Source organism: Estrella lausannensis (assembly GCF_900000175.1).
Taxonomy (GTDB): domain Bacteria; phylum Chlamydiota; class Chlamydiia; order Chlamydiales; family Criblamydiaceae; genus Estrella; species Estrella lausannensis.
Genome location: NZ_CWGJ01000028.1, coordinates 197,143 through 222,148, shown reverse-complemented (window position 1 = coordinate 222,148; position 25,006 = coordinate 197,143). Strand labels below are relative to the sequence as shown.

Here is a 25,006-nt window from a genome sequence, read left to right as displayed (position 1 = left end):
TAGACATTTTAGTCTAGGTTAAACCCAAAAAAGGGGGTGCCTTTACTAGATACACCCATTAGTGTGTAGCGCATTTCTGTTGANTGAAAGGCCTTCACACCCCTTAAAACGCCCGCGACGATCAGGCAAATACCAAGGAGCTCCAAAAGAGTAGGCAATCTCCTCTCTAGGGAGTACACAAAGATCAGACCAAAAATAGTCTCCAGGATAGCTATCTGCCCAGAAAGAGCGGAGGGAAGCTGTCTGCTGGCCATGTTCCACAGTGTCGTGCCGATCCACGAACAGAGGATCCCTAAGGTGGAGACTAGGGCAATGAAACGAAGACCACTCCCCCTCAGGTCAAGAAACTGATCAAGGTACTCCTGCTCCAGCACAGCGACTCTGCCCAAGACGGCTACGGCAGCATCACACCGACGATCGTCGTCCAATCCTTTGGGTCTATGTCAGGGTTTTGCGTCAGGAAATTGGTGTTGGCGACGACATACCACGTCCAGGCGGCAAGCGCCAGCAGAGCGAAAAAAATTCCCCAGCCAAAGTCATGAGGAATTTGACTGTTCCACTGACCCGACAAAGTCTCAAAATTGACAAATCCCAACCCTAAAAAAATAAGCAGGCCCGGAATTAATAATGTTTTGGAGATCTCTTTTACGCCCTTAGTGTTCCCCAGAAGACCGATCGAAATCGGGGCTATTCCCATCAGAAGAGCGACAATCGAGGCGGAAGAGTATCTGACACCGAGCGCCACCGTCGTGTAGTAGCCGACGTTCATGATGGCCGCAAAAAGAAAGGCAATCTTCCAGTGTTGCCTAAGCCTTTGCACCCCTTGCGCCACGAAGGCAAAGAGCGCGAGCGAGACGAGACCATAAGATAGATACCTGCCCAAAGCGATATCAATACAGCAGAAGTCGCCAAGAAATAGGGGCACAATAAAAATTATCCCCCAGAAAAAACAGGCGAGAATAGAGAGCAAAATTGCGTTTATTGGCATGATTTTCACATTTAATAAAAAGTAGCGACTTTTTGGCAGATTCTTACTCTGTCGACCGGAAGGCTTTTTGATCCGCTTCACCGACCCTACAAGACAGGAATCCAAATTCAGTCAAATTATATCTAAATACCTCATATTTAGAATACTAAATCTAACCACACTTTCGGTATCAGACAATTAGTAACCATCGACAGGCCCTAGCAAAAATCACACTGACTGACGCTCAAGGAGAGCCTTGTATGGGCGCCAAAGAGGCGCCCTCCCATATTTTCCTAAGCTCTCTTTCGCCCTGAGGCAATGGCGACAACACGCGCCATTTTCCCTGGGACGTAATGGTATGGCATCACTTGCATATCGACAATCCTGAGACTTCCCCTGTCTGCTCCCTTTTTAAGAGCTCCGGCAAGGGCATCGTCGCTGACGGCCCCAAGAGCCGCTTCCCGATTTTCCAGCGAAACTACCGTATCGACCGTGCAGGACACTTCAGCCAGCGAGGCGCCATAGGCGTTGGCAACACCCGAATTTTCCGGAATGACATCGGCGCTCTCGCTAAGGAAAAAGGCTCCTCCACCGACCGCAATGACCGGCAGATTTCTTTTACTCCCTCGCATAATCCGGACAGCGTCCTGTATCCTGTCGATTGCGTCGGCAAGAATGGACTCTGCCTCGCTGACAGTGAGCGGGATGGCCTCATAAACATCTTTCTCGACAGCTCTTAGGGATGTTTTCCCTGCAGCATCCGTTAGAGTCAGAGTATTGCCCCCAAAGGAAAAACTCTCCATAAAGAGTTTGCTGCCCAAGCTGTCGGGTCCCAAGACAAAGCCGCTGCCTCTTTTGCGAACGATGCTCCCTCCTCCGATCGGCAGGGACAAAACATCCGGCATCCGGAAATTTAATGGAATCCCCCCAATCATCGCCTGACCGAGCGAACGCCTGGGATATCCGTTTAAGACAACGCCCACATCCGCTGAAGTGCCGCCAATATCGACCACAATCGCCTCCTCAAGCGAGGCAAGCTTGGCGCCGCCGATAAACGAGTTGGTCGGACCCGATGATACGGTCAGCAGCGGCTTGCTGATCGCCTCACTCAGCCCGATGATGCTTCCATCATTTTGCGTGACATAAAGCGGAGCGTCAATCCCCAGTGCCCCCTTCATTTTCTCCATATTTTCAAAAGCGAGAGCCATCGGCTTCTTTAGCGCCGCATTCAAAATCGCAGCACTTTCTCTTTCAACAAACCCCATTCCGCCTATTTCAGAAGAAATCGTGACAGGATAATTCTCCCCTAAGATTTCTTTGGCAATCTGCATTGCTTCCTTCTCTTGAGTGGCGTTTAAGGGTGAGAAGACTCCGCAGATGGCCAAACTCTCCATCCCTAAATCGGTAAGACGCTGTATAGCCTCCTTAATCTCCCCCTTTGAAACGGGTGAAAGCGCAATCTGATCGCACCGAAGCCCGCCGCCGACGCTCAAGTAGCCGGCAAGCACGGACTGCTTTAGGGGTTCCGGCCATTTAAAGCACGGATCCAGAGTCGTCGGTCGATGGCCGGCAAGCCTGATAACACCGACTTTGAAGAGCCCTTTTGACTCCAAAATCGCATTCGTCGCGTGTGTTGTTCCTATGTAGATCCCGCCAATATCCCCCTCAGCCAATCCGCTAAGTTCCAATAATTTTTTGATGCTTTTTTCAACACCCTTTTCCAACGGTTTTTCGGTCGGGATCTTGCAGCAAGCCCGGATGCCTCCTCCCTGCTCGATTATGACAGCATCTGTGTTGGTTCCCCCAATATCAATGCCGATCGTGTATTGCTTCTCTTTTGTCATATCGCCTCAAACTCTTTACATGTCTCATTGCATCTTACGTCCTCATACCCGAAGTATCCAGGACCCACCAACTTAAGCCCTTCCTCGGTCATCCAAATGGACGGCGAGGGAAGGGAAATCACCGTAACTCGTGTGCCGAACAAAAGCCTCTCACTTGTAATCGGCATAAACGACTCGCTATCCACTAGAGCGATGATCTCCGGAGTCAGCGCGACTGTCTCTCCGTTGATCTCTGCTTTCAGATACTCATTCTGATACTGGATGGAAACAGTTCCCCCTTTTGTGAGAATTGAGACCGATCCGTTAAGAAAGCCGCCCTCGATGCGTTGGTCGATCTGATCGACCACGCCTGTTCCGAGCACCGCAGCCCCATAGGAATCAATCAGCGGCTTAATAGGCTCCTCCCCTCTCTCCTTAGCTTCCCGTATGGCTCGTCCGAGACCCATGGCAAGAGAGACCGACCCTTTAATGACTGCCTGTTTGGCCACCCTTCCTTCCATCATATAGATGCCGACTAGCGCCGATGATCCCATCGCCACAATCGCGTTTCTGGCAATCATTTCCATTGTATTGGCGTCATTTGCCCTCAAAATGAGCGTATTACCCATCGAGTCGGCAATAAATGCCGGATTTGCGGGCACTTTGGAGAGATTGCAAGAGGACATCTGCATCTCGGGAAATGCTCTTCCGATAGTATCGGCATCCAGTACGAGAAGCTTAAGCCTGGCCGCAAAGAGAAACGGGCAGAGTGAATTGGCTCCACCGATTTCAGCGGGCATCAAATGCGTCGGTCTTCTTCCTGTCAACTCTTCCACCGCCTTCAAAAGCTGTGAACACTCCTCTCCGGAGGGGAGCATTTCCGCCGAGACTAACGGAGCACCGGCAAAGGCAATCGGCAACACCAGTGCATCGTCTTCAAGCGAGGCGACATCGACAAGCGGTACTTTACCGTATTCCATGAGATGCTTTTCGGCCATCAGCAGGTCGTAATCAGGACACCCCCCTCCACCGGATCCAAGTAACGCCGCTCCGAGAGCCAGATCCTGCAGGTCATCAATTTCAACAAATTTCATAACAATCCATTTCCTTATTTCTGTTTTTAGTAGCATACGCTTTGGCAAAGGACGCAACACCTCCTGATGTGAATAGTGCATCAACAAGCGACGATCCTGTCAGCGTCAGTCCAAAGAACGCCAAAGACCCAACAACAACTCCTGCCAAGAGACCTAGCCTGTTGCCCACTTTGCTATGGGCGCCATAGCTGAACTGGTTAACAAGCATCACTCCCCCCGCGGCAGCAAGCATCACCCCCAAGCACTCCAGAAAAACAAAAAGGTTATCCTGAAGATTAAGTGTGGACAGCAGCGTTCCAACAATTCCGAGCGCTATCTGGGCTTTGACCTCACTCTGCGCATGGAGCAGCGATTTTAAACTGATCGCTGCGGAGTAAAGATTGGTGTTGTTCGTTGTCCACCCTGCCAGCAGGATAAACAGGGCAACCCACACCTTCCAGACAGCTGAAGAAGACGAGCCGGCCAAACTGTCTGCAACGTTTTCACTCTGTCCATGCCCCGCGAGGTAGATGCCCACTCCTTCGAGAAGGGGAAGTGCGACCCCGAATAGAATCGCAGCTGCGATCAGACCGTCTTTCGACGACTTCGCCATTCGAAAGAATGTCGGCATATCAATCACTGCGCCGATTGCCGCCGCCATCGCCACAGTAACTCCCCCGAACGCAATCTCTTGCTCAAAAGTCACCGTGAAGGGAGATTTCGAGGCATCAAAAACGGCATAAGCCACCGTGGCGATCAGGAGAGGCAGACAAATATTGGCGAGAGTCTCAAGTCCCTTATATCCTCTCAGCGCAGCAAGAGTAATCATAGAACCAATGAGAAGGTTAATCCCTTTTGTCGCCTCGATCCCTAATAGCTTTCCTGCCATCAGCCCCATCATATCCAATTGAATGGCAAACCATCCCATCATCGAAATGATGATGGCCAGGGCAAAATAGGGCCGCCCTACTTCGCCAAAAGTATAAGCCGCCGCTTCCGTTGTGTTCATCCGCGTCTTGGCGGCGAAGTTGGCCGCTGAAAGGCCAAGCAAGAGCAGTACTCCGTTACCGGCCACAACTGCGACAAGAGCTGACAGAAAACCAAACTCCATTGCCATCGCATGGCCGACGACAAAGATGGGAAGGCATACCGCCCCCCCGATCTGAACCGCCGCTAAGTGCCTCCAGCTGCTGGTATAGTTCATCATAGCCTCCTACCGTCCTTAACTCTGCAACGAGGCCGCAAACATGTGTTCAATTCTAAAGGCTTTGTAGTTCACCTCAGAAAATCCCTTCATGCAAGCGATGCTCTTTTCTTCTTCTATCTTCGAGCCCTCTTCTTCGGATATCGCTTTCGCTTCCAAGAGGGTTTTCGGGATCGCGATCTGCTCAGCCGTGCAGAATCTGTGCTGGGCAAGGTTATACCTGACCGCCTTCATCACACCGCCGCACTCCTTGATCACCGATTCGACTCCTTCATGAATCGCTCTCTTGCTGATCCCTTCGATCACAAGTACAGCCTGTCCACTTAGAGGTTGCTGTGCGGGAACATATTTCCCCGATGACTTATCCACAACATAGAGCTGCACGGAAGAGAAGACAGGCCCCTCCGATGTGATATCCCGTGGACCTCGTGCCTTGAGAAGAATAGGGATTCCCAAAGCCTTTACCCTTTTCATCACAACTTCGCAGCCGTGATAGAACGAAACTTCCTGAAAACCTGCCTTTGCAGACGGCAACGTATGGTTGATAGCTGCTTGCAGAAGCGAAGCTCTTTTACCCTCTAGCTTTGCTCCCTCTTCCCGGATCATGACAACCGACTCATGGTTGAGAATCTGCTTAGCTCTCTCCATGACACAGCCAACAAGTGCGCCATGGAACGATTTCCCCTCTATCTGAATCCCCCTCAGATTCATTTTATCATGCAGGACATGAACCTCGCTTGACTTATCCAGCACGCACTCCTTGATCTTTGTCAGGATGAAGGAGAGCGCGATCAGTCTAGCGTTTTTAGAAAGATGTGCTTGCAGCGAGCTAATTAGAGTCAGCTTCTTTTCTTTAACTTGCAGCGCAGTCCTCTGCAAAGTTTGAAGAATGGGCGTCTCCTGTTGGACCAGCTTGATCATCGCTGCTTTGAAGGCCTCCATGACTTTAGCGGAGCCTTCGCTTCCCCTGTCATGCAAGAGCAAGTCCTCTTCTTTTTGCTTGTTAAGGCGCGTCTTTTTCGCTTTGATTTCCTCCCTTTCAAGGTCTACTACGCATTTGGCTTCTTCATACTCTTTGCTTAGGCCGGCGATTGCGGTTCTCACTTTTTCGACCGAGAGAACAAGCTCCTTTAGTGCCTGAAAATCCTCTTTCATGCCGGCACCGAAACCCTCTTCAGTTAATTTGAGCATCATCAGCGCCCTCAGCTGACAGCATTCATCGCCGATGCTCGGATCAAGCAAGTGAAGTCTTCGCTCGCAAAAAACTTCCAGTCCTTGAAGCGCATTGAGGGCGACAATCTCAATCGTGTCGAGAATAATTTCCTCCGATATCTCTGCAGGCCCCGCCTGCAAATTAAGCAAAGGACCGAGCAGGTCGGCCCTTTGCGCCGTATTATTAAGAACAGACATAAATACACCTTTATTAAAGTAATTATTTGATAACACTGATACAGAAACTCTTTTGCTGATCACATCAGCTAATAACTGGCCCAAAAGGCCAAAGAGTCGCTTACAGACAGCACAAAGCTATTCTAAGTCATCTAGATGGCTTAAAAGCTACCCAAGTTGCCTGTAGATATTTATAAAAATGTGTGAGAATTAATAAGCGCGGCGTTTGCGCCAAAAAGAATAATTTTTCTTGAATAGAAAGAGGGGAAGTTGGGAATAGAGGGATGATACGATGGCACTTGACTGTTGAGAGGGAATATCATCGTGCAATAACTGCTGAGAGCTACTGCTACACTGCATGTTCATAAATTCTCCTATATTAATAACCACTATTGGTTGGGATGATTGTACAAGAAACACCTTTTTTTTTCAATACTTCATTTAAACTCCCTTGGAGTTGTACCGCAATTATCTCAAAATTTGGGATTGTAGCTTACAGGCACCCTCCATCAATAACCCGGGGCAAAGGTTTCTCCTTGAAGAACTAGTGAGGGTGGTATTCATAATTCAGAAGGGACGCCGGTTATTTCGGCAATTTCCCTCAATTTTTTTACGCTAATACACTTTCCGCCGCACACGACGATCACAATCCGCTTGAACAGGCCCGGCTCAATCAACCCCCTCTCTCCAATGGAAAGAGCCGCTCCGCACGAGGTCTCGACCAAGATTCGCTCCTGTTCCAAGAATGCGATGGCAGCCTGAGCGGCTTGACTCTCGCTGACAACAACCGAGTCCACGTGCATTTTTTTGGTCCAGAAGAAGGCCTGGTCAGCAATTCGGGGGGCTGCAAGGGATGTTGCAAAAGATTGCACGCTGTCCAAGGTGACTGGAGCGCCCGCTTCTATCGCGCGCCTAAACTTAGGAGCCCCTTCCGTCTCACAGGCGATCAGCCTGCATTGCCTGAGCCCGGCCTGCCACAACCCATCTGCAACTCCTGAAAACAGTCCCCCTCCTCCGACTGCCATGACGACGGCATCCGGCACTACACCCTCGTCCAGAATTTCCTGAACGAGGGTAGCGTTTCCTTCCCATATCTCAGGATGGTTGTAGGGGGATATATAAGCTCCTCCCAACTCCTTGCAGGCCGCGCGCGCCAAAGCATCCGCCTCCGACCAAACCTTGCCATGCACAATAAGCTCTGCACCCTCTTTTTGGATCAGATGGCGCATTTGCTCGGGTGTCGATTCCGGAACAACAACTTTGATGGGCAGTTTCAGAATCCGCGCTGAATAGGCTGCGGCAAGCCCTGCATTACCACCTGACGAAGAGACGAGCAGTGGGGCTCCTTGCTCTTTATGGTACTTGCAAAGCGTGCCTATGCCCCTGTTTTTGAACGATCCGGAAGGCTGCAGAAACTCCATTTTAAGATAGACATCCGCTCCGAGGCGCTCACTCATTCTGCGCGATTGAATCAAAGGGGTTTTACAATAAAGCGGCTCCATTCAATATTCTCATTCCAAAGTGATTGTCGTTTTAAAAAACCGCTTTCCGCTTGCCTTTAAGTACATCTTCCGTGGATCGGCGACTTTCACAATTGCCTTTCCCGGTCTACCCATGATGTGGCCCTGCTCGACGGCGATTTCGGTCTTCTCGCCAATCCACCCCTGCTTTTTGGCGTAGAGATACGCACCGCCCTGCATAGATCCTGTGAACGGATCCTCAGGGACTCCTACCCAAGGAGCAAATCCTCTGGAATGAAGACTGCTCTCCTTGTCGAAGACTTCCGGATAGCTGAGGCAGACGATGATCAGCTTATATTTTTCACAAAACGCTCTCAGCCCGGCAAAGTCCGGTTTAAGATCCTGCAGCTGACTGAAGGAAGCTGCCGCCGCGTAGAGGTAGTTGTTATTTTTATCCATCATCAGGGGGCGGCTCTTATCAAGGACAGGAAACCCAAAAGCCTCTTCCAACTCATCATGAGTTATGGAAATTGGCACCAGCTCCACCTCCGGAAGCTCCATTTCCACGGTGTTGCCCTCCACCCATATTTTCAGAAGGCCTCTATTCGTTTCTAAGACAAACGCAGAAGGGCCCTCGCTCATTTCTCCCTCTTGATGGACATAGGCAATCATTGCACCGACAGTAGCGTGTCCGCAAAAATCAATTTCATCTCCCGTCCTTGTAAAATAACGGAGCCGTAAATCACCTAGCCGGCTTTTTAAGATAAATGCTGTCTCGGAGTGATTCATCTCAATTGCAATCTTCTTCATTTCCTGTTCCGACAGGCTATCGGCTTCAAGAATTGTCGCTGTAGGATTTCCGCCAAACAACACATCCGTGAAAGCGTCTGTGTGGACCATGGGATAGGTACGCATTCACTGCTCCATTTCTTTAATATAATTATAGATACTCGCTCTCGACACCTTCAGCCAGCTCGCTATCTCCTGGGGCGCCTTTTTGTAATTAAATATGCCTTTACTATAGAGAAACTGAATCAATTCCCGCTTTTCATCACGGCCCAGGTGATCCGAGGATATAGCTCGCTCTTGCAAGAATTCATCCATTAGAGCTCGGGCTTTTTCCTCAAAGCTGCCCCCACCGCTTTCGACAGGATTTTTCCCTTCACGCGCATTCCCTAAAAAAACGGCAAGCGAATCGAACAGCCCCTTGACTGAGCTTGTATCGACATTGAAACAGATAAGGCCATGCGCTTCCCCCTTTTCATCACGCAGGGTAATGGAGGTGCATTTCATGACTTTTCCGTCATAGTTCATTTTGTAGTAGGGAGGAAAAAAATCGGGAAATTCCTTGGTGGAAACTCCCAACTCCTTGATTGGAGAGCGATCTCCTACTTTTCTCTTCGACAAATTATTGTAGAGGGCAACAACCGTCCCTTTTTCCAGGTCATGCACCGCCACTTCCACAAACGGCTTGAACAATTCGACTACAGCCTTGATCATCGGCTCCATCAGCCGCACCTGCTTTTCCAGCAACTCTCTCTCCATCCTTGCTTCTCCTTGGATAAAAGGGCGATTCTAACACGAGTTTGTTTTTTTTGTCAATATTTAGACGTTTTGTATTGGCCATAGACTCTTCTGCCTGAATTTGCTATACTGCTCTAAAAAAATTCGGAATCAGTCATGAAACAGCACCGCATCCACTGTGAAGAACCTTATTTTTCCCTCATCCGCGAGGGATTAAAACGTGTCGAAGGCAGAAAGAACTCGCCCAAATACCAGTTGATCTCCCCCGGTGACACCATCGAATTCTACTGCGGCGACAACTCCTTTCTCACAACAGTCACCGAGATTCGGCGCTATGACACGCTAACTGCCTATCTTGAAGATGTTACCCCTGAGAAAGCACTGCCCGGCATCCAAACGATGGAAGAGGCGACTGCCGTCTACCTGCAGTGGAGCACAGAGGAAGAAATTGCGAGGTCCGGCTTTCTGGGGATCTTCGTCAAAACCATCTAGTGCTGGCGCAACCCTAAAACGAGGTGGGTGCTTTTCTGCACCTATAGCGAAACAACTTGAAGAATTGGCCTTTGGCTTCGTCGGATTTACTTAAGAATTTTCGTTCTCACTCGCGCCTTGCCTCTCGGCAATGGTCGCTCGCTCCGGACAAAAAATCTTAAGCCCCTCCTGGCCAAATTTCCAATTCTTCAAGTTGTTTCGCTATAGGTGCAGAAAAGCACCCAAAAAACCTCTTTCAAAAAAATCCTATATCATTCATCTTGCGAAATTTACTGCAATTTATAGGATATCCATGCGCCCGATTCTCAGCCTGATGCTGCTTTTCGCCACACCCAATTTCGCTGAAACGTTCGACTTTCCAAGCCATGTACAACTGCGTGTTAACAACTTAATCTACACGATGGACAAAACGGGTGAGACAACCAAAGGCGAACTCTACAGTATTGCCCACTATCTGCAAGGTGCGATTGAAGCACAGGAGAGAGTGATCCTGGTGCAAATTTTCAGCGATGGAGAAGCAAAAGAATTTCTCATCGAATGGATGAAAGACTTCAAGCAAGATGAGATCAAAAAAGAGCTGAAAAGCTCCTTTGAAAAAGCTCTCGACAAGAAAGAACTTGCCGAGCACGAAAAAGAGATTGCTTCATTCATCAATTTTTTCAACCAAGATGTCAAAGCCAAAGACCAGATTAAAATCCTCTGGATGGCAAAAGGACAGCTACAGGTATTCTACGGATCTGATCTCAAAGGAGAGATCAACAGCATCCCGTTTGCCAAAGCAGTATGGAAAGTATGGCTTGGCCCCAAGAGCGTCGTCAACAAAAGCCTTCTAATCGATGACTATATCGATATTCAACAATCGTATTGAGGTGACTATGAAAATCATGTCCTACTTGGCTCTGCCCCTCACCTGCATTTTATTCGCTGGATCGATGGAGGCGGCGTTACCCCCGCTGTGGCAATCTCGCGATGAGATCAAATCTTTACTCGAGAGCCCCGAAATTGGCAGATACTTAGACAGCTCCGAGGCCATTAAAGAGATTAGACGCAGTGAATGGGGATATGAAATCATCACAACCAAGCACACGCTCGAAGCACGTATCCGCTACCAGCCCCAATCGATGCCTGGACCGTCCAATTTCTCCTGGACCTTTTCCATCAAGTTCCCAGAGGATAACGCGGCAGTGCCAAAGCACAATTGAAATACTTTCGGAATAACTCGCTGAATGAGATTCGCACATAAAAAGCAAAACATCAGGTACAGATGATTTCACTGGCAACCTTTCTACTCTGCTATGTGCTGTTCGTAATCGCACCCCATTACAAGGCATGGACAGCCCTGGGAGGGGCGCTAATCCTGATACTTACTGGGCAACTCAGCGTCTCAAGCGCCTTCTTTGAGGTGCACTGGAACGTAATGGGACTCTTTGTCGGAACCCTGGTGCTCGCTGAGCTTTTCATGCTCTCGCGAGTACCTGCCGTCATTGCCGAGTGGCTTGTCGACCACTCTCGCTCTGTCCGGTCGGCCCTGATCAAAATTTTCATACTCTCCAGCGTTATCTCCATGTTTGTGGAAAATGTCGCCGTCGTCCTGTTAGTGGCGCCTGTAGCCCTCTCCCTGACAGAAAAGCTCAAAATCTCGCCTATAAAGCCCCTGATTTTGATCGCGATGTTCTCCAACTTGCAAGGGGCATCCACACTGATCGGAGACCCTCCCAGCATGATTCTGGGCTCCTATCTCAAGATGAGCTTCAATGACTTTTTCTTCTTTGAAGAAAAACCGAGCATCTTTTTTATCATCCAGGCGGGATTCGTCTCGACCCTCATTTATGCCTTTTGGCTTTTTAGAAAATCGCTACAGTCTATCGAGTTGGTTAAGGTAGAGAACGTGCGCTCTTTGGTTCCCAGCGCGCTTTTATTGATATTGATCAGCCTGCTAGTCTTCAGCTCACAGCTTGATCCCGACTCCATTTATCTTGCGGGCACAGCGGCCATGACACTTGGAGTCATTGGCCTTGTTTGGAATCACTACGGACCCAAATGGGGTTCTTCCCTCACCATCATTCGCACACTGGATTGGGACACCTCCCTCTTTCTTTTGGCGCTGTTCATCTTGGTGGGAGCCATCCGGCTCAACGGATGGATGGATAGCCTTGCTGCATTCGTGATTCGGGAAGTTCCGGAAAACTTAATTTTACTCTATCTGTTCATCATTATCTTTTCGGTGATCATTTCCGCTTTTGTCGACAATGTACCCTATATTCTGGCAATGATACCCGTCGTGGAAAAGATTGCCGCCGCTTCCGGCTATCCGGTGCATCTTCTGGCTTTCGCGCTTCTTGTCGGAGCGTGTCTTGGAGGCAACATCACACCGATCGGTGCATCTGCCAACATTGCATGCGTGAGCCTGCTTAAGAAAGAAGGTCACCACATCTCCTTCCTAAGCTATGTCAAGATAGGAATTATCTATACGGCGTGGGCTACCATACCCGCGGCCATCGTCTTATGGATTATCTGGGCGTAGCCTTTTGTGAAGCGCTTATTTCATCCCCTCTGAATATGAGGTATAGCCCGCCTGCTCCACCCAGAAGAGCGATATAAAAGGGCCACTCGACAGTTTCCTGCAAAATCAACGCCCCTGTGATGGCGGCGAATAGAGGGTTGGAGAGTCCGGCAAAAGTCAAAAATGTTACCGAATAGCTCTTCAAACTCTTAGCATAGATGGCATAGCAGAAAAGGTTGTGAACCAAAACAATATAGAAAAATGCTAAAAGAAACTTAGATTCAACAAGGTTGGAGAGGGGCGGAGCCTCTTCAAATAGGAGCGACACGGCAAGCGACATCACCCCTGCTATAATAAAGCTGATGCCGTTAATTGCCGCCCCGGGAAGCGCGCTTTGGGAGGAGAGGCTTTTAAATAGATACCAGCCAATCACGGAAGTTAGCGCAGACACGGCAAGCGCAGCTTCTGCGGCAAGCTCATCTCTCATATCACTGCCGGGCTGCTGCCAAGGATTCAAAAGGAGGGGTGCAAATGAGAAGAGACCCAAGGCAATACCGGCAGCTTTTGTTCTATTCATCGCCTCGGTGCTTAGCAAGTAGGCAAAAAGAGCCGCTGCAAAGGGCGAGATGCTATAGAGAAGACTGGTCTTTCCGGCGCTCATGTACTGCAGCCCCCAGAACTCGAACGCATTGGTAATAAATACATTAAAAAACGCGATCCCCAAAAGAAGGGGGCCCCACTTTCTTGCTTCTTTAATACTTGAAGGATCTTTAATCCATTGATACACAAGAAGCACCCCTCCTGAGAGGAGCATCCGGTAGGCCGTCAAAAAATAGGGTGGCGAAAAAGCAAGGGCCGCCTTCCCCACCGTAAAAACCGACCCAAACAGGGCGTACATCAGAAAAATCTGCCACATTGTTCTATCCCATATTTTTAGACACTTTCGGTATATATAGAGCTACGGTAAAACAACTATAAGGAGAAGATATCATGCGCCATCAAATTTTTACCCCTCTCTTCTTGATTGCTGCGTCCCTCACAGGCCTTGAAACCGTCAATCTGAGCGAAGAAACTCCCCTTATCCAGTCGCCCGGGGCCCGTCAAGACCTGCAGATGGAGGAGAGTGATCTAAACAGCAAGCTTGAGCAAGAGCGTGAAGAGCGGCGGATTCAGGATGAAGCACTTGAGGACAAACGCCTGCAAGATGAAAGGGTTCAACGCGCGGTCCAGGACAAAAAGCTTCAGGAACAGCGGCTCCAACAGCAAAGGCTGCAGCAGCAGCGTCTTCAAGACGACGTCAACCGTCGCATGATCGAGAACCGACGTCTCGACGATGCTCGGGAGAGGCGCCGTCTCGAAGACAGAGAGTGGGAAAGGCGCCGCTACAACAACTAGATTCTGGCGTGCGATTTTCTCATAAAGTACACTGAAGTGCCGTAAAGCCCGAGCACATCGTACAGCCCATGCTCATAGGTGGCAGGGTTGGCGATACCCGGCTTGGATTCTACCCTTCCGTTCTCTTTATAAACACCTGCATGCATGACCTTTTTCGTCACATGATTGTAGTAAACTGCTAAATCTCCTGCATCGGGCTCAGAAACAGGGCGCCAATCCATGTCGTCAAGACACTGCTCCAACTCTGAATCGTGTCGGTATTTACCGGAGCTAAACGCTTTGGCAGTTTCCAGGTCGATCATCATCAGGGCATACTGAAAGCAGCTCATTTTGCCAGCACTCTCTTTAGTTAATCCCAGAGCTTTTTGGGCCTCTTCCGATAGTTCAACAGCCCCCAGACGCTGCATTCCCATCTTCTCATAAATGTACCCCATCGAATCCAATGTGATTTGCTGCGCCCACTCAAACAACGCCGCTCCTTTTTGATCTTTATGAAAAAAATACCTGTTCTGCTGCTGAGACGCCCCTAGGCCAAAAAACATAAGGTTTCCGCCTCCGGTATTTTTGCTAAAAAACTCCCGCACCAGCTCCTCTACTTTCGGACAGATTTCGAGCAGTTTAGACTGGGTTATACCAAGGACCTCCAAAAGCTTTCTGTTCTCCCAAGTCACCTTTTTTAAACCCTGACTGCTGAATTCCACCTTCATCTGTTGGAGCGACTCTCCCATGGTTTTTGTCGGGTTGCAGTAAAAGAAACCCATAGGATTGCTCAGTTGAGCTTCACCCCGAGACAAAGCTTGAATTGTCTGCTTGGCCATCAAAGCCATTTTTTCGTTCACGCTTCCAATCGTTATCGAGCTGAAAAGAAGTGTTAACTGATTAGTAAAGTCCTTCGGTAGGTAAATGACCCGGGCAAGACCCTCCCCTCTGCTGTTCACTAGGACAGTCTCCTGGGTTGCAGCTCCCCTCTGAGCTGGCCAATGGATACTGTGATGAAGCGTACTCATAAAAAAACTCCATTATTACGAGATTGACAATCTTTTTTGATAAACATCAAAATACGAAAATTAATTAACTGAAAACACAATACAACATAACACTTCATTAATCAATCCGTTTTAATCTCCTTCTATTACACCAAAAACATCTCGAAATCTGATTTTTTGGCTATGAGCAAGCCTTGGTATTACGGGCGTAAAAAAAGGGTTGCAAAGGACAACGGTTTCAACGAGACTGCTCTGTAAATCAGCGTTACCCACACTTCTCAACCGATCATCTGGCGAAAGGATCTCGAAATTTGACCCAAGGTCTTTGAGAAACTTGCGGTATAATCAGGAATTGATCATGAAATCAAAAATCGAAACATCCAAAGCACCTAAAGCCTTAGGACCCTACTCTCAGGCAATTTTGCAAAAAATCCCCGGCGCCGAGATGCTGTACGTATCCGGTCAGCTGCCAATCGACCCGGCAACGGGCACCCTGATCCAGGGAACGATAGAAGAACAAACCCAGCAAGTACTCAAGAACATCCAAGCCATCCTGGAAGCCGCTGCAATGAGCTTTGAGCATGTCGTCAAAGTGGAAATTTTTCTACTGGACCTGCGTGATTTTTCGAAAGTTAACGGAACGTACTCAGAAGTGTTCGGAGAACCCTCGCCTCCTGCTCGTCAAACAGTACAGGCAGCAAGACTTCCCTTGGATTCCCCGATCGAGATCTCCTGTATCGCCGTTAAAGCCTAATAGGCACGATTTCAGTTCACGCTGATATCGAAAGCATTGCTAAATTTGGGAGTTTTGAGACACTTTCTGTACACTCAGAAAAGGCGGAGGCTGATTGAATGGGTCGCCTCCGGTAATTTATCGAGGAGAGAGTAATTTCTCCATCATATCGACGATCAGTTCGAGATACTCATCCGCGTGCTTCTTAGTGCGGAGATAGTGCTCCGGATCGTGAATTAGAGCGCCGATTGTCAAGCCGCGTATAGCCAAAGTGATTTGCCTCGGCTCCAGATCCTTTCGGATACTGCCCTCTTGCTGCAGCTTTTCGATCATGCTTGTCCAATTGGTCGAGGTGTATCGCTCTTCACCGGCCAAAGCCTCTTTCGGTTCAAGCAGCTGCCACAAAATCATCCGGATGAACTCAGGGCTTTCGCGCATGTGGCGAAATCGCTTGCGCATCGAATTTTCTAAAAATTCCTTCAGGTCCTTGGGACCTTCTGAAGGAGCCTGTTCCTTCGCCTCTTTTCCCTTCTCACCGATGCGTTTCTTAACTTCCTTCCAGAGATTTTCCTTGCTTTCGAAGTAGTGGTAGATCAAGCTCTGATTGATGTCCGCCTTACGTGCAATTTCGCTAATCGATACACCGTCAAACCCCTTCGCCACAAAGAGCTCTTGCGCGGCAGCCAAGATTTTACCCAGCGTCTGTGTCTGTCCTTTCTTTCGAGGCATGTCTACCCTTCATTAACCTGAAAATTTGAAAAATATTCTGTCGACAATAAATTAAAGTCGACAGACAGGCTCAAACACACAAAAGCAGCTGCAAAATATGCCTTTCGGTCAAGTCCTGTTTCTAACGCGAGTAATGCACCGAAATCTCAAATTTCGATTTGCTTTCGGGATACCAATATTAATTGGCTAGCGTATCACCCTTACCCTTTTTTATCTATACCGAAAGTACCTCAAAATTTGCCAAGGAGGCTCCGAAAACACCAAATTTTGAGACACTTTCGGTTCAGCCTATTTCTGACACACCCCCTCGACTTGTAGCGATACGGCTGGCAAAATGAAAAACCACGTTTTCATAAAATTTTAATTTATCATAGACAAAAAAATAGATAAAAAGTTATAAAACACAGTTATATACCAAATTTTTCAACGAATTTTGGTATAAAAGCATTGCGCGAACTGATGTTCTACGAACCGCTCCGTTCAACACGCTACGCTAAAAGAAAAACAACTTTTGAGAAGTCGCCTGTTTTTCTTTTAAAAAGTGTGTGTTAAAAAGATAGATCGTTCAGCAGATTTACCGAACAACGATTCTTGAAGTTTTAAGCGCAGGTGCAGATATTTTAAATTGGAATTATGCAATTTTAACGCGCTCTCCATCGAAGCTTTTTCAAAAATCCGTTTAAGCTTATGATAGGAGACTGCCCACAAGCTGAAATCGTAGGATTTGCCCGCTGAATTAAGTATCAGCTTCAAAAAATTTTCAGCATATCAATGCGGTATCCTGAAAATACTAAGAAGCGCATGCCCTAGTTCGGCAGCGTAGCGTGCCGATTTGAGTTTCTGGACATTCTCTACAGCCTGATGGGAGCGAAACACACTGACCAAAACCGCCTTAAAATGAATTGGCAGTGTTTGAATATTGCAGCTAAACTAACGGAAAACAGACCATGGATATATCGCTTGTTTTTTTAAGGGGAATATTTTTCTGCCTGGCAGTCTTCATCGGATTTTCATATGGGATCTTGGCCTCCGAAGAGTATTCACTTCTCTCAATGTTCCTGGGAACTCTTTGTGGAACCGCTTTTGGAATCGTGCTGATTGGCGCCGATGTTTTCTTCCGAAAGTTCAACTTGCGCACGCTCAACCTTGCGATCATCGGCCTTTTCCTCGGCTTCATGCTCTCAGAGGCCATTTTCATGATCCTGGGCACTCTTTTCAGCATACTGCCGGCAACTATCTCGCCCCACAGCCTGCTCACGCTAAAAGCATCTGTCCTTTTAACCGCAGTCTATATCGCGATGATGATGACATCTAGAGCTGCAGAAGAGTTCTATGTCAGCATTCCGTTTGTTAAATTCAGCCCTGCCAGCTTGCAGAAAAAAGATATCATCCTGGACGGTTCTCTCCTCGGTGATGCCAGACTGATTGACCTGGCGGCATCCGGCCTTTTAGACCACCACCTGATCATTCCGCGCTTTCTGATCACCGAACTTTATGACTTAAGTGAAAAGGGAGATGAACAGCAGAAAGCAAAAGCCAAAAAGGCGCTGGAAGTCATCAAGAAACTTGAGAACATCCCTACACTAGGCATCAGATTTAACAGCACCGATTTTCCTGATATCAAAGACCACCACGAACGACTCATCAAGCTGGCCCGTGTGCTCGATGCCAACATATTAACCCAGGATATGAGTCAGATCCAGCAGTCACAGATCGAAGACTTAAGGATCATCAAATTCCAGACACTCTGCAACGCTCTGAAGCCCCTCTCTCAGTCCGGCGAGTTTCTCAACATCAAGATTCAACGCTATGGAAAAGAGCCTCGACAAGGCGTCGGTTACCTTGACGACGGGACGATGGTTGTCGTTAACGGGGGAGCTGAATTTATCGGTGAGATCATTAAAGTGCAGGTGCTCTCAGTCAAGCACACCTCGTCTGGCAGGATGATCTTCTGCAACACCCTCGACGACAATTTCCTTGCAGAAGGAAGCTATCACAAAGCACATACAGTCGGAGATGAAGAGCCGCAACCTAAAAACTTTTTTGCCCTCTGATCTTATGACTCTTGCTCTTGGGACTGACATTATCGAAATCCAAAGAATCAGAGAGTCTATCGAGCGACGGGGTGAGCCGTTTCTGAGAAGAATACTAACCCCCTCAGAATATGATTACTGTATGCGATTCAATCCCCCCTATGCAAGAATCGCCGGAAGGTTTGCAGGCAAGGAAGCCATAGCGAAAGCTCTGGGGACCGGAATCGGCGAGGAGGTGTCTTGGCTGGATATAGAAATTCTCAATGAAGCTTCCGGAAAACCCACTGTCATTTTATCTGAAAAGGCACAAGGCCTAGTCGATTCCATCACTAGGAATGGGCATATTCTCATCTCTATCAGCCACTGCAAAGAGTTTGCAACAGCCACCGCCCTACTCCAAACCCGCTCCTGACGTGCCTTATACCGAAACAACTTGAAGAATTGGTCTTTGGCTTCGTCGGGTTTATACCGAAATTGTCTCAAAATTTGGGTATACTTAAGAATTTTCGTTCTCACTCGCGCCTTGCCTCTCGGCAATGGTCGCTCGCTCCGGACAAAAATTCTTAAGGCCCTCCTGGCCAAATTTCCAATTCGTCAAGTTGTTTCGGTATAGTTAGAGACCAAAACTGGCAAGGTAGGCAATTGAAATGCTAGCCGCCCTCGGACAGTTGTCAGCGTAAACTCTAACATCCGCAAGAACCTTCAGTGCATGGCACCTATCAATATCGTATACGTAATAGGCTTTGAGGTTCGCTTCACGATAGCGCACCGGTCCATAGCCGTCAAAATGGTGCAGGCAGAGGTTTTCTCTCCCGAAACCCATACCGAATGAAGCTCCGGCTCCCGCCCGATGCCCTTCAACCCATCTTTTCTCATAAAAACAAGAGCTGTCGATCCAGGGAGATCCGATGTCGGCAACGCCCACTCCGACGGTACCGTAGACTCTTGAGCACCAGCGCTTGAACGAGGTGGTCAGCTCCTTGCCGATCGAACCAAAAGCGTAGGCCTCAAAATGGCCGTGATGAATAAATGTGAAGTCTTTCAATGAATGGGATAGTGATTCTGCCAGCGACAGGCCAAACACCAGAGAGACAGGATCGCAATTCAACTCGTCATAAGGTTGATAACGAAAAGTCTCCCGGGCATGACTGAAGCCGAAGGACATTTCACTCGTTTTAGCCAGGAACAGCTCTATCTCGCCTGATATATCCTGATAGGCAACTTTTAATCCGGCAAACAGCAGGTTTCCGTTTGATTTCTTCTCGAAATCGCCGTCACCGCTGTCGACTTCTCTAAACCGTTGATAAAGATAACCCACCTCCCCCTGAAGCTCTAAGCTATTGCCAATCCAGGGAGAAAAATCCGTGGCGCCCGCATAGGGCGCCCAGGCAAGAGATAATAAACAGAGCCTTCTGATCAATGTGCAAGTCCCTTGGCTGCTAGTTCTCGTTCAGCATCCAGCGCAGCCATACAGCCTGTGCCGCCCCCCCCCCCAGCCTGTGCCGGCGGCAGTGATTGCCTGACGATAGATATAATCCATTGCATCCCCGCAAGCAAATACAAATTCAGCCGAAGTTCTTGTCGTACCCGGTTGTGTTTTGATATATCCGTTCTCGTAAAGCTCAACTTTGCCGGCTAAAAAGTCTGTATTTGGCTTATGACCAACAGCAAAGAAAACGCCGCCAGCCTCTCTTAACTCCTCTTTGCCGCTCTTGACGTTTTTGATCAAGACGGTCTCAACTTTACCATTGCCTTCCACTTTTTCAATCACGCTGTCCCAAAGTATTTCGATTTTAGGATTAGAAAGAGCCCGCTCTCTCATAATTTTTGAAGCGCGGAGCTCATCACGTCTGTGGACGATATAAACTTTGCTGCCGAATTTGGTGAGAAACGTCGCTTCCTCGACAGCGGAATCCCCTCCGCCAATCACGTAGAGTTCCCTGTTGCGGAAGATGGGCATGGCCCCATCGCAAACTGCGCAGGCGGTGACCCCTTTCTGCCAAAGCTCTCCGTCTCTCGTTCCCGGGATATCCAGTCTTTTTGCGTAAGCTCCCGTGGCGACTATGATCGCTTTGGCTTTGCGCTTCTCTTTTTTCCCGATAACGGTGTAGGGGTGGGTGGTAAGGTCGATCTCGACGCAATCATCGGCAATCATCTCTGTACCGAAACGCAGGGCCTGCTTGCGAAACGAGTCAACAAGCTCGGGACCCATCACACCTTCCGGAAAACCTGGATAGTTTTCAACTTCCGTTGTCGTCATCAGCTGCCCTCCGGCTGGTCCTGAGAAAAAACCAGTGAACATGACCGGCTTCAGATTGGCGCGGGCTGCGTAAATGGCTGCTGTATACCCTGCCGGGCCAGACCCGATAATGACTACGTTTTCTTCTTTCATGCTTACTTCCTTTTAGAACCGTACTAATTTGAGTTTAAGAAATAAATTTTCGAGGCACGCTGCAAGCGGTGTGGATCTTTCCAGCGCTATTATCGATTCGGCCACCGCTGCCTCCACCTTTTCGATGGGAATCGGCTCTTTTGCTGTCGCGAGGTCAAAGAGCTTACAGGCATTTTCGCGGAATGCAAGAAAAGACTCCTGCCCGCCATGGTAGATCACGTGAAGATCCCTGAAAAAAAAGAGGAGTGATAAGAGAATGCTTTTTGACTCGCGCAACGACTCCACTGCGCTCATGCCCTCCGCCTGTTTTTCCATCTCCTGCCGCTGTTTGGCAGAAAGGTCGCCCTCCCGATAGGTCTCGCAGAGTGCCTTTAAAAGGGCTTCTTCGGCTTCCTTTCTTTTAAGAGCGTGCCTTCCGTCGAGTTCATTGATGAACTGTTTAAGCTCGACATAGCTCTTTCTGCCCTTCATCAGGAAGCGGATCAAGTCTTCGGAGAGGTCTCTTTCACCGCGATGGAGATTCAGCGCACGTCCAACCGAACCGAAAGACTCCAACGAGATTTTATCCGCCTCCTCTCTGCTCAAGCCATGGCTTTGTTGCAAAAAAACGGAAATCTCCTCTTTGTCAACCGACTCAAAATAGAGAGTCTGAAGCCTCGACCTGATCGTCGGCAGCAGAGATTGCAGCGACTCGGTGAGCAAAATAATGATGACCCCCGCCGGGGGCTCTTCCAGTGTTTTTAAGAGAGCGTTGGCGCTGGTTGGAAGCATTCTCTCCGCATCGTGGATGATAAACACTTTGTGTTGTGCCTCATAAGGGGCAATGTATACCTCTTCACAGAAGCGTCTCACCGACTCTATCGGGTGCTGACCAATCTTTCCGGCAGGCTTGAGCTCTACAAGATCCGGATGCGTATAGGCAACAGTCGGATGCCTGGCTAAAAATCCCGGAATATCGGACGAGAAGATACCTTTGGCGAAAGCCCTTGCAAAAAGGCTTTTACCGATACCCTCTTTTCCCTGAAAACAGAGGGATTGGCCAAAGGCTCCCTTATGCAGAGCGTTCGTTAAGTTGCTCTTGATCCGCTGATTGCCTATTAAATGGGAAAATAAATCGTCCATGTCGCTGCTTGACTGTTTTAAGCGCCCGAAAAAATCTTCTGAAGCTGATGACAGGCATCGTTCAGAAGCTTGTCTTTGGACAGGGATGCATCCAAGACCTTGATGCGCATGGGGTCTCTCTTTGCTTCCTCAAGAAGGGCCTCTCTGACGGTCACATGAAAATTCAACGCTTCGCTCTCGATTCTGTCATGCGCCCCCGGAGATGCTTCGAGCTTGCCCGTTGCCTTCGATCGCTCAAGTCCAACTCGTGGGTCAATGTCGAGAAGCAGGGTGCAATCAGGAACATTCTCCCGGCAGGCTGCGCTGCAAAGGCTCCTGACCTGATCGACGCCAAGGCCTCTCGCGGCCCCCTGATAGGCAACTGTGGAGTCATTGAATCGATCGCAAAGAACGACAGCGCCTCTCTTGATCGAAGGCGCAACAATCTCTTCGAGATGCTGCGCTCTTGAAGCTAAGAAAAGAAAAAGCTCCGCTAGCGAACCGATGCGCATCTTGTGAGAAGATAGCAGTATCTCGCGTATTTTCTCACCAAGCGCCGTACCACCCGGCTCCCTTGTGGATACGACCTCGAATCCTTGGGATTCCAGCCATTTTTTAAGTCCCTGGACCAACGTAGTCTTTCCGCTTCCCTCTCCGCCTTCCAGGGTAATAAAATAACCTTTCTTCATGCCCATGACGCTACTGCGGGGTAGTAGCTGGCTCCGAAGCCTCGATGACCTCTTCGTCGGCATGCTGAAGCTTCTGCACGCTCACCAGGGAATCTCCCTCTTTAACGTTGGCGAGCTTGACCCCTTGCGTATTGCGGCCCATGACGCGCACATCTTTCATGCTGATACGCACCGTCTGGCCGGAGGCACTCATCAGAACGATGCTGTCATTGTCATCGACGCGGAGGGCAGCAATCACGTTACCATTTCTTTCACTCGTGATAATGGAGCGCACACCGGAGCTGCCTCTGTTTGTCTCCCTAAAGTCTTCTACCTGGGAACGCTTGCCAAATCCGTTTTCACAAACCACCAAGATCGACTCAGATCCTTTGACCACTTCAAGAGCAATCACACGGTCAGACTCATCTTTCAAAGTCGCACCTTTGACCCCGCGTGCCTGCCGCCCCATCGGACGCACCTTGCTTTCGTCAAAGCGAACGGCCATCCCGTGATAGGTGAACAGCATCGCCTTTTCCGACTTGCCAATCAGACGGGCCGCTACCAGGGCATCGCCTTCATCGATAGCGAGCGCGATAATACCTCGCTTTCTGGGATTGCTGAAATGGGAAAGTTCGCTGCGCTTGACAACTCCTTTCTCCGTTGCCATGATGATATCCGCCTCTTCTTTAAAGTTGCGAGTCTTTAAGATCGTCGCGATGCGTTCGTTCTCCTGCAAGTCTGCAAGCAGATTGATTAGCGGTTTACCTTTCGCTGTCCTGCTGCCTTCCGGGATCTGCCACACTTTCAGCCAGAGGCATCTTCCGTGAGTCGTAAAGATCAGCAAATAGTCGTGCATCGAAGCCGTGTAGAGGCTCTTGATCGCATCGTCTTCTTTTTTAAGCTTGACGCCTGCGACTCCCTGACCTCCCCGCTTTTGCTCGCGGAAGGTATCTATCGGCATTCTCTTAATGTAATCATCTTCCGAAATGGTGATCAAAACCTCTGTATCGGCGATCAGATCCTCCATCTCAACATCACTCTCATAGGAGACGATTTTCGTCATCCTGTCTGCCGGACTTTGCTTAATCAACTCGTCCATCTCTTCACGGATGATGTCCTTCACCATCTCATCGCTGGCCAAGACAGAGCGCAGGTGTTCGATTTTTTTAAGCAGATCCTGATACTCGGTGTTGATCTTGTCGTGTTCGAGTCCGGTAAGCTGATAAAGCCTTAAGTCTAGCACTGCGTTGGCTTGCCTGTCGGTAAACTCCCATTGACTCATCAGTGCGGTCTTCGCCTCGTCACGAGAAGAACTTGCGCGGATGACCTTAACAACTTCGTCGAGATGGTCAATCGCTTTCAGGTAACCTTCAAGGATGTGAGCGCGCGCTTCGGCTTTATGCAACTCAAAGTTGGTTCGCTTCTTGATAACATCAATACGGTGCTCCACCCATGCGGTGAGCATCTGTTTGATGTTCATAGTTTTGGGAAGACCCTTATCGAGGGCCAGCATGTTGCAGCCAAAGGTGATTTCCAGATCACTAAACTTATAGAGCTGGTTGATGACAACTTCGGCGATCTCTCCCCGTTTCAAATCAATGGCAATCCTGAGACCGTCTTTGTCCGACTCGTCGCGGATATCCGAGATAGCAGTAATCTGCTTGGAATTGATTAGATCGGCAATTGCTTCGATCAACCTAGATTTGTTGACGTTATAAGGGATCTCTTCAATGATGATCCTCTCTCTGTCATGACTGTCTTCCACCTTTTCGACATTCAAAACACCGCGGAGGATGATCTTCCCCCTTCCAGTATGGTATGCTTCGCGAATGCCGCGCTGTCCGCAGATGACACCCCCTGTCGGAAAATCGGGTCCGGGCATCACGGAAGCGATCTCGTCAATGGTAACCTGAGGGTTGGCCAAGATGAGCTGCACAGCTTTGCACACTTCCTTAAGGTTGTGCGGTGGGATGTTAGTGGCCATACCGACTGCAATACCGGAGGATCCGTTGCAAACCAAGTTCGGAAACTTCGCTGGAAACACGGAGGGCTCCACCTTCGTTTCGTCGTAGTTCGGAACCATCGAGACGGTCTCTTTGTCGAGATCGTCCATCAACTGGACTGCAGCGTGCGTCAGCTTCGCCTCCGTATAACGCATCGCAGCGGGAGGGTCACCGTCGACGGAACCGAAGTTTCCTTGACCCTGAATCAACGTATACCGCATCACCCAGTCCTGAGCCATACGGACAAGCGTCGGATAGATCACCTGTTCGCCGTGCGGGTGGTAGTCACCGGATGTGTCGCCTGAGATTTTAGCGCACTTACGGAACTTTGCATTTGGGCTTAAGTTGAGCTGGCGCATCGCGAACAAGATACGTCTTTGCGATGGTTTCAATCCGTCCCGTGCATCGGGAAGGGCTCTCGAGATGATGACAGACATCGAGTAGCGCAGGTAACTACCCTTGACTTCGTCTTCGACGTTTCTCGTTACGATATGTTCATGCTCGGTGTAGGACATCGATCAACTCCGGAAT

24 protein-coding genes and 1 pseudogene are annotated in these 25,006 nt (G+C 49.0%); 8 read left to right on the top strand and 17 right to left on the bottom strand.

The window, feature by feature from the left end:
• Nucleotides 1-8: 8 nt before the first annotated feature.
• From ELAC_RS11300 to ELAC_RS11260, 9 genes are all read right to left on the bottom strand, one after another.
• The gene (locus ELAC_RS11300) at nucleotides 9-374 is read right to left on the bottom strand and encodes a DMT family transporter (protein WP_476702594.1); all 366 of its coding nucleotides are present in this window, start codon (nucleotides 372-374) and stop codon (nucleotides 9-11) included.
• Between the two features lie 20 nt (nucleotides 375-394).
• Nucleotides 395-988 (bottom strand): DMT family transporter, encoded by a 594-nt coding sequence (locus ELAC_RS11295; RefSeq protein WP_098039396.1) that lies wholly within the window; start codon nucleotides 986-988, stop codon nucleotides 395-397.
• A 272-nt stretch (nucleotides 989-1,260) separates the two neighbouring features.
• Nucleotides 1,261-2,811 carry a hydantoinase/oxoprolinase N-terminal domain-containing protein gene (locus ELAC_RS11290; RefSeq protein WP_098039395.1) on the bottom strand — a complete coding sequence of 517 codons (1,551 nt, stop codon included), beginning with the start codon at nucleotides 2,809-2,811 and terminating at the stop codon, nucleotides 1,261-1,263.
• On the bottom strand, nucleotides 2,808-3,884 hold the full coding sequence (locus ELAC_RS11285) for a DUF917 domain-containing protein (protein ID WP_158227878.1): 1,077 nt from the start codon (nucleotides 3,882-3,884) through the stop codon (nucleotides 2,808-2,810). Before ELAC_RS11285 ends, ELAC_RS11290 begins: the two co-directional genes overlap by 4 nt.
• Nucleotides 3,871-5,070 (bottom strand): purine-cytosine permease family protein, encoded by a 1,200-nt coding sequence (locus tag ELAC_RS11280; RefSeq protein ID WP_143406507.1) that lies wholly within the window; start codon nucleotides 5,068-5,070, stop codon nucleotides 3,871-3,873. The genes ELAC_RS11285 and ELAC_RS11280 overlap by 14 nt, the downstream gene beginning before the upstream one ends.
• A gap of 15 nt (nucleotides 5,071-5,085) precedes the next feature.
• The gene (locus ELAC_RS11275) at nucleotides 5,086-6,477 is read right to left on the bottom strand and encodes a hypothetical protein (protein WP_098039392.1); all 1,392 of its coding nucleotides are present in this window, start codon (nucleotides 6,475-6,477) and stop codon (nucleotides 5,086-5,088) included.
• A gap of 539 nt (nucleotides 6,478-7,016) precedes the next feature.
• Complete coding sequence (locus ELAC_RS11270) at nucleotides 7,017-7,958, bottom strand: pyridoxal-phosphate dependent enzyme (RefSeq protein ID WP_098039391.1); 942 nt, start codon at nucleotides 7,956-7,958, stop codon at nucleotides 7,017-7,019.
• A gap of 9 nt (nucleotides 7,959-7,967) precedes the next feature.
• On the bottom strand, nucleotides 7,968-8,831 hold the full coding sequence (locus ELAC_RS11265; RefSeq protein ID WP_098039390.1) for a PhzF family phenazine biosynthesis protein: 864 nt from the start codon (nucleotides 8,829-8,831) through the stop codon (nucleotides 7,968-7,970).
• A complete protein-coding gene (locus ELAC_RS11260; protein ID WP_098039389.1) occupies nucleotides 8,832-9,461 on the bottom strand; it encodes a helix-turn-helix transcriptional regulator in 630 nt (209 codons plus the stop codon).
• Nucleotides 9,462-9,596: 135 nt separating this feature from the next.
• On the opposite strand from ELAC_RS11260, the gene ELAC_RS11255 reads away from it, so the two are divergent.
• The 4 genes from ELAC_RS11255 (at nucleotide 9,597) to ELAC_RS11240 (ending at nucleotide 12,456) form a co-directional block, all read left to right on the top strand.
• Complete coding sequence (locus ELAC_RS11255) at nucleotides 9,597-9,932, top strand: ASCH domain-containing protein (RefSeq protein ID WP_098039388.1); 336 nt, start codon at nucleotides 9,597-9,599, stop codon at nucleotides 9,930-9,932.
• A 292-nt stretch (nucleotides 9,933-10,224) separates the two neighbouring features.
• On the top strand, nucleotides 10,225-10,800 hold the full coding sequence (locus ELAC_RS11250) for a chalcone isomerase family protein (RefSeq protein WP_158227877.1): 576 nt from the start codon (nucleotides 10,225-10,227) through the stop codon (nucleotides 10,798-10,800).
• Nucleotides 10,801-10,807: 7 nt separating this feature from the next.
• Complete coding sequence (locus tag ELAC_RS11245) at nucleotides 10,808-11,134, top strand: hypothetical protein (RefSeq protein ID WP_098039386.1); 327 nt, start codon at nucleotides 10,808-10,810, stop codon at nucleotides 11,132-11,134.
• Nucleotides 11,135-11,196: 62 nt separating this feature from the next.
• A complete protein-coding gene (locus ELAC_RS11240) occupies nucleotides 11,197-12,456 on the top strand; it encodes an ArsB/NhaD family transporter (RefSeq protein ID WP_098039385.1) in 1,260 nt (419 codons plus the stop codon).
• On the opposite strand, the gene ELAC_RS11235 is transcribed toward ELAC_RS11240, so the two are convergent.
• Nucleotides 12,443-13,351: a DMT family transporter gene (locus ELAC_RS11235; RefSeq protein WP_098039384.1), complete on the bottom strand. Its 909-nt coding sequence runs from the start codon at nucleotides 13,349-13,351 to the stop codon at nucleotides 12,443-12,445. The genes ELAC_RS11240 and ELAC_RS11235 overlap by 14 nt on opposite strands.
• Nucleotides 13,352-13,425: 74 nt before the next feature.
• Here ELAC_RS11235 and ELAC_RS11230 point away from each other — a divergent pair, with 74 nt between their 5' ends.
• Nucleotides 13,426-13,830, top strand: a complete 405-nt coding sequence (locus ELAC_RS11230) for a hypothetical protein (RefSeq protein WP_098039383.1) — start codon at nucleotides 13,426-13,428, stop codon at nucleotides 13,828-13,830.
• Here ELAC_RS11230 and ELAC_RS11225 read toward each other — a convergent pair.
• A complete protein-coding gene (locus ELAC_RS11225; RefSeq protein WP_143406506.1) occupies nucleotides 13,827-14,837 on the bottom strand; it encodes a hypothetical protein in 1,011 nt (336 codons plus the stop codon). The genes ELAC_RS11230 and ELAC_RS11225 overlap by 4 nt on opposite strands.
• A gap of 337 nt (nucleotides 14,838-15,174) precedes the next feature.
• On the opposite strand from ELAC_RS11225, the gene ELAC_RS11220 reads away from it, so the two are divergent.
• The gene (locus ELAC_RS11220) at nucleotides 15,175-15,570 is read left to right on the top strand and encodes a Rid family detoxifying hydrolase (protein WP_204250558.1); all 396 of its coding nucleotides are present in this window, start codon (nucleotides 15,175-15,177) and stop codon (nucleotides 15,568-15,570) included.
• Between the two features lie 117 nt (nucleotides 15,571-15,687).
• Here the strand turns inward: ELAC_RS11220 and ELAC_RS11215 are convergent, their stop codons facing one another.
• Nucleotides 15,688-16,278, bottom strand: coding sequence for a TetR/AcrR family transcriptional regulator (locus ELAC_RS11215; protein ID WP_098039381.1), 591 nt, complete (start codon nucleotides 16,276-16,278; stop codon nucleotides 15,688-15,690).
• Between the two features lie 947 nt (nucleotides 16,279-17,225).
• Between ELAC_RS11215 and ELAC_RS11205 the strand changes: the two genes are divergently transcribed.
• Nucleotides 17,226-18,332, top strand: a complete 1,107-nt coding sequence (locus ELAC_RS11205) for a PIN/TRAM domain-containing protein (RefSeq protein ID WP_098039379.1) — start codon at nucleotides 17,226-17,228, stop codon at nucleotides 18,330-18,332.
• Nucleotides 18,333-18,336: 4 nt separating this feature from the next.
• Complete coding sequence (gene acpS, locus ELAC_RS11200; protein WP_098039437.1) at nucleotides 18,337-18,723, top strand: holo-ACP synthase; 387 nt, start codon at nucleotides 18,337-18,339, stop codon at nucleotides 18,721-18,723.
• Nucleotides 18,724-18,924: 201 nt separating this feature from the next.
• Here acpS and ELAC_RS11195 read toward each other — a convergent pair whose 3' ends face one another.
• The 5 genes and pseudogenes from ELAC_RS11195 to gyrA form a co-directional block, all read right to left on the bottom strand.
• On the bottom strand, nucleotides 18,925-19,731 hold the full coding sequence (locus ELAC_RS11195; protein WP_098039378.1) for a hypothetical protein: 807 nt from the start codon (nucleotides 19,729-19,731) through the stop codon (nucleotides 18,925-18,927).
• Nucleotides 19,728-20,703 (bottom strand): annotated as a pseudogene (gene trxB / locus ELAC_RS11190) (thioredoxin-disulfide reductase). The gene ELAC_RS11195 and the pseudogene trxB overlap by 4 nt, the downstream one beginning before the upstream one ends.
• A gap of 12 nt (nucleotides 20,704-20,715) precedes the next feature.
• Nucleotides 20,716-21,825: a DNA polymerase III subunit gene (locus tag ELAC_RS11185; protein ID WP_098039377.1), complete on the bottom strand. Its 1,110-nt coding sequence runs from the start codon at nucleotides 21,823-21,825 to the stop codon at nucleotides 20,716-20,718.
• Between the two features lie 17 nt (nucleotides 21,826-21,842).
• Nucleotides 21,843-22,493, bottom strand: a complete 651-nt coding sequence (gene tmk, locus ELAC_RS11180) for a dTMP kinase (protein ID WP_239414534.1) — start codon at nucleotides 22,491-22,493, stop codon at nucleotides 21,843-21,845.
• Nucleotides 22,494-22,503: 10 nt separating this feature from the next.
• Nucleotides 22,504-24,990 (bottom strand): DNA topoisomerase (ATP-hydrolyzing) subunit A, encoded by a 2,487-nt coding sequence (gene gyrA, locus ELAC_RS11175; RefSeq protein WP_098039375.1) that lies wholly within the window; start codon nucleotides 24,988-24,990, stop codon nucleotides 22,504-22,506.
• Nucleotides 24,991-25,006: the final 16 nt, after the last annotated feature.